This window comes from Schaalia cardiffensis (assembly GCF_016405145.1).
Classification (GTDB): Bacteria; Actinomycetota; Actinomycetes; order Actinomycetales; family Actinomycetaceae; genus Pauljensenia; species Pauljensenia cardiffensis.
In genome coordinates this window covers 34,986-47,653 of sequence record NZ_JAEKIA010000008.1, presented here as the reverse complement: position 1 = coordinate 47,653, position 12,668 = coordinate 34,986, and the positions used below count along the sequence as shown (strand labels likewise).

Annotated in this window: 9 protein-coding genes and 1 pseudogene; 5 read left to right on the top strand and 5 right to left on the bottom strand. The window is 62.9% G+C overall.

Annotated features, from left to right (window positions below; genetic code table 11):
* Positions 1 to 250: 250 nt before the first annotated feature.
* Entirely contained in the window at positions 251 to 949 is a 699-nt protein-coding gene (locus JFX23_RS06080; RefSeq protein WP_198776161.1) for a uracil-DNA glycosylase, read from the bottom strand.
* Positions 950 to 1,273: 324 nt separating this feature from the next.
* On the opposite strand from JFX23_RS06080, the gene JFX23_RS06075 reads away from it, so the two are divergent.
* Together JFX23_RS06075 and groL are read left to right on the top strand one after the other, a co-directional pair.
* The gene (locus JFX23_RS06075; RefSeq protein WP_198776160.1) at positions 1,274 to 1,873 is read left to right on the top strand and encodes a LytR C-terminal domain-containing protein; all 600 of its coding nucleotides are present in this window, start codon (positions 1,274 to 1,276) and stop codon (positions 1,871 to 1,873) included.
* 967 nt (positions 1,874 to 2,840) lie between these two features.
* On the top strand, positions 2,841 to 4,466 hold the full coding sequence (gene groL, locus JFX23_RS06070) for a chaperonin GroEL (protein ID WP_198776159.1): 1,626 nt from the start codon (positions 2,841 to 2,843) through the stop codon (positions 4,464 to 4,466).
* Between the two features lie 349 nt (positions 4,467 to 4,815).
* On the opposite strand, the gene JFX23_RS06065 is transcribed toward groL, so the two are convergent.
* The 4 genes and pseudogenes from JFX23_RS06065 to JFX23_RS06050 form a co-directional block, all read right to left on the bottom strand.
* Positions 4,816 to 5,106, bottom strand: coding sequence for a WXG100 family type VII secretion target (locus JFX23_RS06065; RefSeq protein ID WP_005962344.1), 291 nt, complete (start codon positions 5,104 to 5,106; stop codon positions 4,816 to 4,818).
* 174 nt (positions 5,107 to 5,280) lie between these two features.
* Entirely contained in the window at positions 5,281 to 6,243 is a 963-nt protein-coding gene (locus tag JFX23_RS06060) for an HD domain-containing protein (protein ID WP_198776158.1), read from the bottom strand.
* A gap of 377 nt (positions 6,244 to 6,620) precedes the next feature.
* Positions 6,621 to 8,081 (bottom strand): annotated as a pseudogene (locus tag JFX23_RS06055) (sensor histidine kinase); the annotation flags it as partial.
* A gap of 2 nt (positions 8,082 to 8,083) precedes the next feature.
* Positions 8,084 to 8,794 carry a response regulator transcription factor gene (locus JFX23_RS06050; protein ID WP_005962341.1) on the bottom strand — a complete coding sequence of 237 codons (711 nt, stop codon included), beginning with the start codon at positions 8,792 to 8,794 and terminating at the stop codon, positions 8,084 to 8,086.
* A 183-nt stretch (positions 8,795 to 8,977) separates the two neighbouring features.
* On the opposite strand from JFX23_RS06050, the gene JFX23_RS06045 reads away from it, so the two are divergent.
* From JFX23_RS06045 to JFX23_RS06035, 3 genes are read left to right on the top strand one after another with little or no spacing between them, the layout of a single operon-like run.
* Positions 8,978 to 9,460, top strand: a complete 483-nt coding sequence (locus JFX23_RS06045; protein ID WP_005962340.1) for a PH domain-containing protein — start codon at positions 8,978 to 8,980, stop codon at positions 9,458 to 9,460.
* Positions 9,457 to 11,559, top strand: a complete 2,103-nt coding sequence (locus JFX23_RS06040; RefSeq protein WP_198776156.1) for a PH domain-containing protein — start codon at positions 9,457 to 9,459, stop codon at positions 11,557 to 11,559. The genes JFX23_RS06045 and JFX23_RS06040 overlap by 4 nt, the downstream gene beginning before the upstream one ends.
* Positions 11,556 to 12,428, top strand: coding sequence for a Rossmann-like and DUF2520 domain-containing protein (locus JFX23_RS06035; RefSeq protein WP_198776155.1), 873 nt, complete (start codon positions 11,556 to 11,558; stop codon positions 12,426 to 12,428). Before JFX23_RS06040 ends, JFX23_RS06035 begins: the two co-directional genes overlap by 4 nt.
* Positions 12,429 to 12,668: the final 240 nt, after the last annotated feature.

Sequence of the window (12,668 nt, the reverse complement as noted above, 5' to 3'; positions counted from 1 at the left end):
CAGAGGAGAGATCCGACTCAGAGAAGCGAATCGGCTCGAGGGAACAAGGGACTGTAAGGGGGCCGGTCAGCTGAGAGGAGGCATGCCGACTCAGAGGGCCCAGTCAGGTCAGAGAGCCCAGCCGTCTCGAGGGCCCAGCTGGTTCAGAGCGCTCAGCCAGCCGAGAGGGCCCAGCCGGCCCAGAGGGTCCAGCTGGTTCAGAGCGCTCAGCCAGGTCGGAGGGCCCAGCTGGCTCGAGGGTTCATCCAGCTCAGAGGGCCCAATCGACCGGGCTCGCTCCCTGGGATTCGAGCAGCGCATTCGCCCTCGAAAATGGTCGGGAACCGAAGAAACCGTAGCGCGCGGACATGGGGGAGGGGTGGGAGGACTTGACGATCGGCACTCCCTCGAGGCGAGGCTCCAGAGTCTGAGCGTCCTTTCCCCACAGGATCGCAACAAGCGGCAAACGATTTCCCGCATCGTCCCTGCGGTGAACGAGGGCGTCGATCGCGCACTCGGTGACCTCTTCCCACCCGCGCCTGCGATGCGAGCCCGGAGCACCAGGTCGAACCGTCAACACCCTGTTCAAAAGGCACACGCCCTCACGCGACCATTTCCGCAGATCACCGGAGGAGGGGCGGGGCGCGCCAATATCCGACTCCAATTCCGCGAAGATGTTCTGCAGTGAACGCGGGATCGCAACCCCTGGAGCAACAGAGAAACTTAATCCCATCGCGTGTCCCGGCGTCGGATAGGGGTCTTGACCGACGATGAGGACTTTCACCTGCTCAAAGGGGTAGGTGAAGGCCCGAAGGACATCCGTCCCCGCTGGAAGGTAGTTGTGCCCCTGGGCGATTTCGGCGCGCAGCATCACTCCGAGTTCGTGGATTTTCGGCTCAACCGGCGCGAGGGCTTTCGCCCACCCCGGGTCAATGAGGGCGGATAGGGGCTTCGGGGAAACATCAGTCACCCCTTCAGCCTAATGGGGAAGGCACCTTCGCTTCGGGTTCAACGACGAGGGCGGGGCAGCGAAGACATGAAGGCGAGAGCGAAAACTCTCCGCTGGCTTGCTGCGATGGGGAAGGCGAAGCATGGAACACAGGGAGACACCGAGGTGAGCGACATTGCTCCGCCCTGTCGGTGTGGCGGAGTATAGAACACAGGGAGACAACGTCGCAGTGGGCTTGTTGCGAAGTAGAGGGGCGAAGCGCTGCATCCGGGAGTGAGTGACGAGGACGGGGCTCGCCCAGTGGAGCTGCGAGCGCAAGTGTGCTTCGACGGTTAATCTGGCACCGTGAGCTCTCAGTACCCCCGTGATGAATTCGACCTTGCCGGCGAAGACATGCCAGTCGGCATGCATCGTCCCGTGCCTTCGCGCTGGAAGGCAGTCATGCCCTTCCTTGCGATTCTCGTCATCGTGCCATTGCTCGCCTGGGGAGCGAGCAGCTACTTGACCCATCGGGATACGTCGAATAACAACGCGAACCCGACGCCCGCCCAGTCGGCCAACCAAGCTCAGTCTGCGGATTCTCAGCCCATGTCAACTGACCAGAATGAGTCCGCCGAAGAGCCTCAGCCGCAGCCCGCTCCCGTCGAGCAGGCACAGTCCACTCCGCCTGAGCCGATCGTTGACCACAATGTGAAGATTTCGGTCCTTAACGGCACTAACCAGGCCGGTCTCGCCGCTGCTCGCGTCTCTGATCTGGCGAACGCGGGATTCCTTGGTGCTACTGCTGCGAACGCGAACGGTTGGGCCAGCGAAATCACCGTCATCTACTACGAGGATCCGAACCTCGAGGCGACTGCAAAGGCCATTGGTCAGACCCTCGGCATTGATAATGTCCGCACCACCACTGGGCTGGGTGATCCGGATGTGGTCGTCCTTCTGCGCTGAGGATGCGCCGGTGCGTTCTTCGTTAGGCGAGAGCCTTTGACGTGATGAGGTGGCCGCTCGGATGAGCCGAGCGGCCACCTCTGTGTTTGTCGGGGGTTGGTCTTCTGTGTGGGGCCCTGGGTCGAGCCTCTATCAGTCTTCGCAGGTCGTGCTGCCCTTCTGGGTGCGAGGGGCCTGGGCGCTTCCTGTGTGGATTCCAGGTTTCCCGTCGTATTCCTGCCCTATGACGGCCATTTCTGCCGGGAAACCTGGAATCGGAAGCGGGGCTGCCGGGAAACCTGGAGTAGGGCCTCGCAATTGCGGGGAAACCTGGAGTAGAGAACGCAGCTCGAGCGGGCTTGCATGTGTGAGTGGGGATCGGCTGCGCGAACCCGCATATCGGAGTCGGAATGGCTGCGCGAACCCGCATCTGGCGCGCGAGCAGGCATTTCGATCCCCTCGGCGAGGGCATTCACGACACGCCGCGCTTCTGGCGCACAAGCAGGGCAGCGACGCACGGGCAGGGCAGTGGTGCGCGGGTAGAGCAGCGGCGCACGGGCGGCGCATCTGGCGCGCGAGCAGGCATTTCGATCCGCTCGGAGAGGGGCCTGCACGACACGCCGCGCTTCTGGTGCACAAGTAGTGCAGTGGTGCACGGGGTGGGGCAGTGACCCATGAGCGTGGCACTGGTGCCTCAACGAACACATGCTCTGCATGAGTGGCTCGCATAGCATTGCACCTCCGAGGACCTGGCCTGCCTTAGCAGCCCGAGCCTTGCGAGTTTTGCTCTCAGCCGAGGGCTGAACCCCTCACTCGTCTTGCACTCGCATGGGTCGAGTGCCAGACTTGGCGTTGGCACTCGCCAAGGCAGAGTGACAAAACCATCGGGTCGGTGAGAGGCGTCGGTCGACGACACAGGGTCGAAGACAGGCTCCTCGTCCGTCGCGGGCACCGCCCCTGATCCGCATCGCGGAAGGAACCAGACAGAATGTCCAAGATCATCCACTTCGACGAGGAAGCACGCCGCGGCATGGAGCGCGGCCTCAACCTCCTCGCCGACACCGTCAAGGTCACCCTCGGTCCCAAGGGCCGCAATGTCGTCCTCGACAAGAAGTGGGGCGCTCCGACGATCACGAAGGACGGCGTCTCCGTCGCCAAGGAGATCGAACTCGAAGATCCCTTCGAGCGCATCGGCGCCGAACTCGTCAAGGAAGTTGCGAAGAAGACCGACGACGTCGCAGGCGACGGCACCACCACCGCCACCGTCCTCGCTCAGGCGCTCGTCCGTGAGGGCCTGCGCAATGTGGCCGCCGGCTCGAACCCGATCGCCCTCAAGCGCGGCATCGACCAGGCCGTCACCGCCATCGTCGCCCAGCTCCACGAGGACGCCAAGCCGGTCGAAACAACCGAGCAGATCGCCGCGACCGCCTCCATTTCGGCCAATGACACCGAGATCGGCTCCCTCATCGCTCAGGCCTTCGAGAAGGTCGGCGCAGAGGGCGTCGTCACCGTCGAAGAGACCAACTCCTTCGACACGACCCTCGAGACGACCGAGGGCATGCGCTTCGACAAGGGCTATCTCTCCGCTTACTTCGTCACCGACACCGAGCGTCAGGAAGCAGTCCTTGAGGACGCCTACGTCCTGCTCATGGACTCCAAGATCTCGAACGTCAAGGACATCGTCCCCGTCCTCGAGAAGGTCATGCAGACCGGCAAGCCCCTGCTCATCGTCGCCGAGGATGTCGAGGGTGAAGCCCTCGCGACCCTCGTCGTGAACAAGATCCGCGGCACCTTCAAGTCCGTCGCCGTCAAGGCACCGGGCTTCGGCGACCGTCGCAAGGCGATGCTGCAGGACATGGCGATCCTCACCGGAGGCCAGGTCATCTCCGAGACCGTGGGCCTCTCCCTTGAGAACGCCGACCTTGAGCTGCTCGGCCGCGCCCGTAAGGTCGTCGTCTCCAAGGACGAGACCACCATCGTCGAGGGTGCTGGCGACAAGGAGATGATCGACGGGCGCGTCCGCCAGATCCGCCAGGAGATCGAGAACACCGACTCCGACTACGACCGTGAGAAGCTCCAGGAACGCCTCGCCAAGCTCGCCGGAGGCGTCGCCGTCATTAAGTCCGGCGCTGCTACCGAGGTCGAGCTCAAGGAACGCAAGCACCGCATTGAGGACGCGATCCGCAATGCTCGTGCGGCTTCCGAAGAGGGCCTAGTCGCCGGTGGCGGCGTCGCTCTCATCCAGGCCGCCGATCGTGCACTCCCGGCTCTCGAGGGCCTTGTCGGCGACGAGGCGACGGGCGTGAACATCGTTCGCATCGCCGTGTCCTCGCCGCTCAAGCAGATCGCTGAGAACGCGGGCCTCGAAGGTGGCGTCGTCGTCGACCGCGTCTCCTCCCTGGAGGCGGGCTACGGCCTTAACGCTGCGACCGGCGAGTACGGCGACCTCATGGCGGAAGGCATTTCCGACCCGGTGAAGGTCACCCGTTCCGCCCTGCAGAACGCGGCGTCGATCGCTGGTATGTTCCTCACCACCGAAGCTGTCGTTGCCGACAAGCCCGAGCCCCCGGCTCCGGCTGGCGGTGAAGACGCCGGCATGGGTGGAATGTACTGAGCCGAGCCTCTACTCGACCGGCCACGAGGCGCTGGTTGACACCTCGTTGCGCGGGGGTCGTCCTTTACGAGGGCGGCCCCCGCGCCTGCATGAGCCTTTGGGGGAAGGGGGGAGGTGGCGAGCTCGCTCCAGTGGGCGCCCCCATGCGCCTGCATGAGCCTTGGGGGAGGGGGCGGCGGGGAGCTCGCTCCAGTGGGCGCTCCCCGCGCCTGCAGCGAAGGCGCTCGGTACCCGCTGGTTCCTCGCGGCGTTGGAGGGCGCTCCCCGCGCCTGCAGCGAAGGCATCCAGGAGGCGGATCTTCAGTGAGGGCCGAGCGGAGGGCCCCGCGCCTGCACCAAAGGCGAAGAATCACCCGGCGAAGAGCGAAGCGGAGCGGGCCTCGGCTTCCTCATACACTGCCGCTGCCTCGCCCATACGAAGGCCGATCGCATCCAAAGAGGCCTCGACTTGGGCCTGAGTAGCCCTCCAATCCGTGATACACGCTTGGAAGCCCGCTTGCGCAACCCCAGTCCATGAACCCTCCAGAGCCAACAAGTCAGCCATCAGGGCTTCGACCTGGGAACGGATCTCTGCGCTTCTTTGACCGACTCTGGCGGCACTCGCGCTCACCTGGGCCGAATCGATCGTGTACATCGCCATAGGACCTGTCCTTCCGTGTGAATACGCCGATCTTTTCCGGCGCTTGCACGACAGGCTATGAAGATGCGCTCACGTACGCTTCGCCCCCGCCCTCGCCTTGTGGAAAGACACAGCTGCCCCGATCCTTGTGGACCGGGGCAGCGAAATCTCAGGACACTGAGAAGACAAGCCTTGTCACTTTGAAGGAGTGGAAGGCAAATCGAGTGCTTCGATCGCCATCTCCAAAGATGATGCGGAATCCTCCTCGGAAGAGAGCACTTGAGTCTCCGGAACCGGTGCGATCTTCGGAAGCAAACCCGTCGAAGTGAACTCGTCCGGGCTCGCCGGCGCCTTCTTCTTCAACTGACGGCGCTTAATGATGATCGTCCCCGTCGCAGTCCGCCCTTCATCGTTGATGGACCCGGAAGGCTCGGTCTCAGGCTCAGCCTCGTCTGCGGAAGAATCGTCCGCACAATCGCGCAGGGCAGAATCCAGTTTCGCGAGTTCAACCTCAAGGTTTGCTCGCGCCGCCGAATCCCAGGCTTCACCAAGAGGAGACTGGTAGAGGGGATTGAAGGACAGGAGCTGCTTGACCACGGCACGTCGAGCGCGAAGGTACTCGGTCTCCTCAACATCCGATAGCTCTGCGCGCAGGTTCTCCCGGAATTTCTTGTATTCCTGCGGGGAAACAGCCAGCATCGCAAGGTCGGCATCCACGAGGACCTGTGCATCCACGTCCGTGCGGGGCGCGCGGTGGCGGGCAATGTAGGACAAGAGCTCGGCAACCCTGTCGATAACGTCTTCACTGACACCGAGCTCCAAGAGACGAGTCCGCGTGATGTGCACGCACAGATTCTCAGCCGACACAGGGTCAGTGCCTTGAACGCGGATCGAGAGGCAACGGTTCAGCGCAATACCGTGGTACCAGGCGGCAACCCGCAGGACATCGGGGTCGTGCGAGGTCGCTGCGAGCTCGTCGATGTGCGCGAGGACATCAATGAGATGGCGGGTGTTGTGGAGGCGGCGCTCCGGAGCGGACCAGTGCGCAACCAAGTCGCGGGCCTCGGCGTCGAGGCGCTCCAAAGAGGCACTCGCACCGATTTCCTGCATCGTGTCAGTGAAAGAACTGAACAGCCATTGAGGCGCTTCTGCCCCCATAGTCGACTCTCTCCTGAATTCGGGAATACGGCCAGAATCGTAGCCACTTCGACGAGGACCACCATATCGGGTGGCGATTCTCACCCCGTGGTGTGCTCTTCGCCATCCTCAGTTTTCGGCGCTTCGACGCTTTCCCGAGGGCGATTCGCCGTGCCCGAAGAGGGTGATTCGTCAGAGGAAGAGCCTTGGGAGGACGCTCCAGGTGGCAGACCTTCCAGCGCGGAAGATTCAGCTGAGTGAGAATCCTGCCCGCTCGGCTCGGGCGAAGCGTTTTCCGAGGAGGCAAGCGTGGGCGCTGCGTTTTCCGAGGAGGCAAGCTCGCAGCTCGCGCAATCCTGCGTCGAGGAAGCTTCACTCGAAGAAGACGAGACCGAGCGGGTGAGCGGCAACTCGATCCGGAGGGTGAGCCCCCCGCCTTTCGTCTTGGTCAGACTCGCATTGCCCTTATGTGCAGCAAGGATGGAGGCGACGATCGCGAGCCCGAGGCCCGAACCTCCGCTGGCACGAGCACGGGAAGAATCAGAGCGGTAGAAACGCTCAAACACGCGAGTTCGATCCGCATCGGCGATACCGGGACCGTGATCTCGGATCTCGACGACCGCATCGCCCCCGACTCGTCCCAGGGCGATCTCAACGGGAGAGCCTTCCGGCGTGTAGCGGACAATATTGCCGATCGCATTCGTGAAGACCTGGGAGATCCGGTCACGGTCGGCGCTCACCACCACAGTCATGGGTGGGCGATGCCCATTGAGGGAGCACAGGCGCACCGTCCTCGTCGGATCCAAGGCCTGCAGGTCGAAAACCGCGTTATCCGCCAATTTCACGAGATCCAAGTCCCTGAACTCCAGGGGACGTCCTTCGTCCAGCCGCGCCAGCGTCAGCAGATCCTCGACAAGGGTCGCCATTCGTTTCGATTCGGATTGAATACGCCCCATGACCTCCTCGACGCGCTCCGAAGGCACGCCGCCCATCGAATAGAGTTCGCAATACCCGGAAATCGCGGCGAGTGGCGTGCGGAGCTCATGCGAAGCATCCGAGACGAAACGCCGGATCTTCTTCTCGGAGGCCTGACGCGCCTCAAAGGACTGCTCAACCTGTGTAAGCATCGCATTCAATGACAGGGCGAGGGACCCGACCTCTGTGGATGGGGGAGCGGAGGGGACGCGCCTTGTGAGGTCACCTGCGGCGATTTTCCCCGCCGTCGATTCAATCTCTCGCAAAGGAAGCAGAGAACGACGCACGAGGGACGAGCCGATCGTTGCTCCGACCATGACGATGACGAGGCCACCGATCATGAAGTAGGCGGCTGTCGTGCGAATCGTGCGTTGCACATCGGTCAGTGGAAGCGCGACCGTCATCACGCCAATCGGCTCATGGGTTTTCTCGGCGTAGATCGGGAAAGCGATCGCACGCCAATTCTCTCCCGAGCGACTCGAAGCAACTGTCACCGGCCTCGTGATCTGATCCTCGGTATCGGGAACATCTCCGACTCTGAGCAGTTCGGGGATTTTCGGAGTGCCGGAAACTTTGAGCGTGCCGGGATAGTAGTAAACCGCGTCCTCACTTCCGGGCAGCGTACTGCGAATGTAGAAGAGCGTGGGGAAGACGGAGATGCCCTTTTGTGCTCCAAAATCGTTCGCGCTCAGTGCCGAGGGCGCGGTGGTTCTGAGCTGTTCGTCGATCTGGGAGACGAGGTGGCGTTGCAAAAGGCCCAGCATGACTGTGCCCGACATGATGAGGCCGAGGGCGAGGAGCGCCGTAATGAGGCCGACGAGCTGGGAGGAAAGAGGACGACGCTCCCAGAACGCTCGAAGATAAGCGAGTGGGCCACTGCTCACGGTCAGTCCTCGGCGCGCAGGATATAACCGACGCCGCGCTTCGTGTGGATGAGCTCCCCGGAGGCGCCTTCGACGGCGAGTTTGCGACGCAGGTAGGAGATATAGGATTCCACGATCGCGGCTTCGCCATCCCAGTCGTATTCCCACACGTGGTCGAGGATCTGCATCTTTGACACGACGCGCCGCTCATTGATGACGAGGTAACGCAAGAGCTTGAATTCGGTGGGCGACAGGTCAATGGAGACCCCCGCCCTTGTCACTTCGTGGGCGTCTTCGTCGATGACGAGGTCGCCGACGCGCAAGAGGCCGTCGTCTTCTTCAGCCCCGAGAGTGCGGCGCAGGATCGCGCGAATACGGGCGACAACCTCTTCGAGGCCGAAGGGTTTTGTCACATAATCGTCTCCGCCGACGGTGAGCCCCTGGATCTTGTCGCGCATGTCATCACGGGCGGTGAGGAAGAGAACGGGGATTTGTACGCCCGCTTCGCGTAGGCGACGCGTCACGGTGAAACCGTCCATGTCGGGAAGCATCACGTCGAGGACGATGAGGTCCGGGGACTCGTCCATTGCTTGACGATAGGCGGAGTGTCCGTCGGCGGCGGTCGACACTTCGAAGCCGGCGAAACGCAGGGAGGATGCGAGCAGGTCGCGAATGTTCGGCTCGTCGTCAACGACGAGGAGGCGGGCTTCGCCCTCGGAGTTTTGTCGTGACATGAGTTCATCTTCGACCAGGAAACTGGATGTTCGCTGGGAGTTGGGTGGAAGGGGGTGTGTCCTGTGGGTGAGGCGAAGAGCTGTCTCGCCAAGAAGCGAGGCTGTGAGACGATAATGGGCGCTGTGAGACGATAAAGGCTCGCAAACAGCCCACGATCTGGGCAGTATTCGAAAGGCGTCGCAATGACCGACCCCATGGCTCCGGTAGGACTCGAGTTTCATCCGGTATCTCAAAAGCTTGCGCTCGTGCGAATCATCTCCTCGATGCTCGGCTTGCTCCCAGTGCTCATCGCATCCGTCGTTGCTGCACGCCTCCTGACCCCCTTGTTCTGGATCGTGTTCGCGGTTTTCGTGTGCGTCTCTGTCTGGGACCTGTGGTTCATCTCCCGTCAGGTCAAAGCGATGGCCTTCGCCCTCGCCGGGGATGAGTTCTGCATTCGTAAGGGCATCATGTTCCGTCGCCTCACCCTGATCCCCTATGGTCGGATTCAGTACATCGAGATCTCCGAGGGGCCGATCGCGCGCATGTTCGGGATTGCGGAGATTAAAGTCCACACCGCCTCGGCGCACACCGATGCGACTTTGAATGGCGTGCCCGTTGATGAGGCGGTGCGTCTTCGTGACATGCTCGCTGAGCGCGGCTCTGCTGAACTGGCGGGCCTGTGAGCGTCGGAGGGGGAGCGGCCCCCAAGATCCGCGCAACTGAGGGAGCGATCGCCGAAGGACAGTGGCGCCGCCTGCACCCGCTCTCCCCGCTGATCAAAGCATGGAAAGGGGTGACGATCCTCCTTGCGATCGTCTTGTTCCAGAACACGAACCTGTTCGTCAATTCGCTGTCTTCGGATTATGCGCATTCCCTCGGTACCGGTCGCATCGTCTTGATCGCAGTCGGGGGGCTCTTAGGGCTTGTGCTGATCCTCGGTTTGATCTCGTATTTGTCCTGGCGGGTCACCCGCTTCGCGGTCACCGATAGTGGCGTCTACTACCGCTCCGGGATCCTTTTGCGGACCTTGAAGCAGGCTCGCCTTGAACGCATCCAAGGTGTTGACATCCAACATCCTCTCCTAGGGCGTGTCTTCGGGCTCGGCACGATCGACATTGAGGTCGCGGGCGGGGCCGGATCGAAGGTTGCTTTCGGCTTTTTGAAGACCCAGGAGCTTGAGGATCTTCGCGCAGAAATCCTCGCGCGAGCTTCAGGAGTTTTCTCCGATGCCACGGTGGCCCAGGCCGGGAGTTTTGCCCCCCATCACAGCAAGGCGGGCGTCCCAGTGCCGGGTACGAATGCAGGCTATGGAGAAGGAACGCCCTTGCCACCTGCGGGAGCGTCTTCGCCCAGCGCGACTGCGGGAATGACTCCGCGCCGTTTCGCCCCGTCCGCCCCTGAACGAGTGCTGTACAAGGTGCCGAGCGGACGGCTCCTGGGTTCCCTCATCCTCACCAGCGGCGTCTTCGTCGGCGTCCTCGTCCTCCTCGCAGTGCTCGTCGGAGTCGGCGTTCTCACTACCCTGATCGGGGCTGGGGGCCTATCCGGGGTTGTCGGTCTCCTCCCGATCCTGCTGGCCATGGGGGCGATAGTCTGGAAGCGCTTCGCAGGCGAGTTCAATTTCACCGGAGCGGTGTCACCCGATGGCATCCGTACACGTTCGGGCCTGCTTGAGACTCGTTCACAGACGATCCCTCCGAACCGAATCCATGCGGTTCGTATCCAACGCCCGTTGCTGTGGAGGTGGGTCGGCTGGTATCGGGTGACGATCACTCAGGCAGGTTTCGCAGCGCAGAACCAGGAGGAAACCAAGAAGGGCTTTTCAACAGACCTGCTTCTCCCCGTCGGTACGAGGGCGGATGCGGAGCTCGCTTTGTGGCTCGTCGTACGAGACCTTGGCGTACCCGACCCTCAGGCTTTCATGAGCGCCGCTCTCGATGGGACGGGAGAAGGTGTCGGCTTCATCCCTGTTTCCACGCGAGCCAGGATTCTCGATCCGCTGGTCAAGAAACGTCGCGCCGTCGCTTTGACTCAGACCTGCCTCGTCATCCGCGATGGATGGTTGAGCTGGGACCTCTCGGTCATTCCCGTTGAGCGTGTTCAGTCCCTCAAACTCACTCAGGGGCCCCTTGAACGTCGCCTTTCCCTGGCTGATGTGGAGGCGCAGATCGTTCCAGGTACAACCCCCTGCAGGGCGCGTCACCTCGATGTCTCAGCCGCCGTGGGGCTAAGTGAGGGCGTACGAAAACGAGCGCGGATTCGGCGTACGAAGGAGCCGCCCGAGCGTTGGCTTTCACGAGTCCAGTCGCGTCTCGACTTTGAGGGGCGCACCGGTGTGATCGGCGAGGCCGGGGCAGTGCTTCCTTCAGGAGCGCAATCCGCCTCGTCGATGGCGGGCGGTCAGAGCAGACTCTATTCGCAGCCCGGGGTGATTCCGTCAGCAGTGCAGAGCCCGCCCCTCATGCCCTATCCGCAAGGTGGGCAGCCCATGCCCTACCCCCAAAACGGGCAGCCTATGCCCTACCCCCAGGGCGGGCAGCCTGCGGCTCAGGCCCCGAGTGGACAGCCCGCGCTGAACGGGCTCACCACCCCGTTCCCCTCGGCTGGGCAGGCAGGGCCATTCCCACAGGCCACAACTCAGCCGCAGATCGCGCACCCCGCGCCGATCCCTCCGAACGGGCAGCCCGCTCCTTTACCTCCGAATGGGCAGGCAGGGCCAATCCCCGAGACACCGCCCCAGGCGTCGAGTGCGCAGCCCCCTTTCCCTGAGGAGCACACATGAACTCTGGGCGCCTCGGGATCGGACTCATCGGGGTCGGCAAGTCCGGCCCGATCATCGCTTCATCCCTGCGGGCCGCCGGACACGAGATCATCGGAGTCGCCGCTCGATCAGCAGACGCGATCGAAAGAGCCGATGCTTTCCTCCCCGGAGTCCCAGTCCTTTCCATCGAGGAGCTTGTCGGACAATCCGAACTCGTCCTCCTCGCCCTCCCCGATGAGCAGATCGCCCCTCTCGTTGCGGGCTTGGCAGAACTCGGCGCCTGGAAGATGGGGACGATCCTCGTTCACCTCGCCGGCCCCTACGGCACCGGCATCCTCGCTCCTGCCCAAGCTCAAGGCGCGATTCCGGTTGCGATCCACCCGACGATCCGTTTCACCGGCTGGAGCGTCGACCTGCAGCGACTCAGTGGAGCCCCCTTCCTGGTGACTGCGCCCGCCCCATTCCTCCCGATCGCGCAGGCGCTCGTCGTTGAAATGGGAGGTGAACCCATCATCATCGAAGAGGACGCTCGCCCAGGAGTGCACGCCGCCCTCACCCTCGGCGTCAACGGAATCGCAATGGCAGTGATCCGAGCCTTCGAAGCCTTGAAGGCTCAAGGAATTGAAGAACCCTCCCTTATCGCGGGCACCCTCTTCGGACAGACCACAGATGCTGCCCTCAGTGAAGGGGAGGCTGCCATTGCCGCCCCCATCACCAGGGCGGATGCCGAGGCCGTGCGCTCGCACGTGAAAGCCCTCGCCGCCCTCAGCGATGATGCGCTCAATGCTTACGAGGCCGGGGCTCGTGATGCGATCACGATGCTGCTCGGCCGAGCTCGCCTGAACGAGCGGGATGCCGACGCTGTGCGGAGCGCGCTCCTGGAGGGCTGAAAGCCCTTTGGCCGAGGGCGCCGAATGCCGACCCTTGGGCAGCTTCCAGGGGTGCCTGATGACTCCTCTTCTTCTAGCGCAGACCCCCTCTCATCAGCTGGTTGCAAGGGGTTTAAGCGAAATAGCGACCGTCATGCGCGGCCTGACCGGAAACCCGAAGGGGAGAGCTCTGACCCCGGTGTGCGCCTGATTTCACGTTCAGCGTGGTTAAAGAAACTCTCTTCGCAGTGGGAATACGCG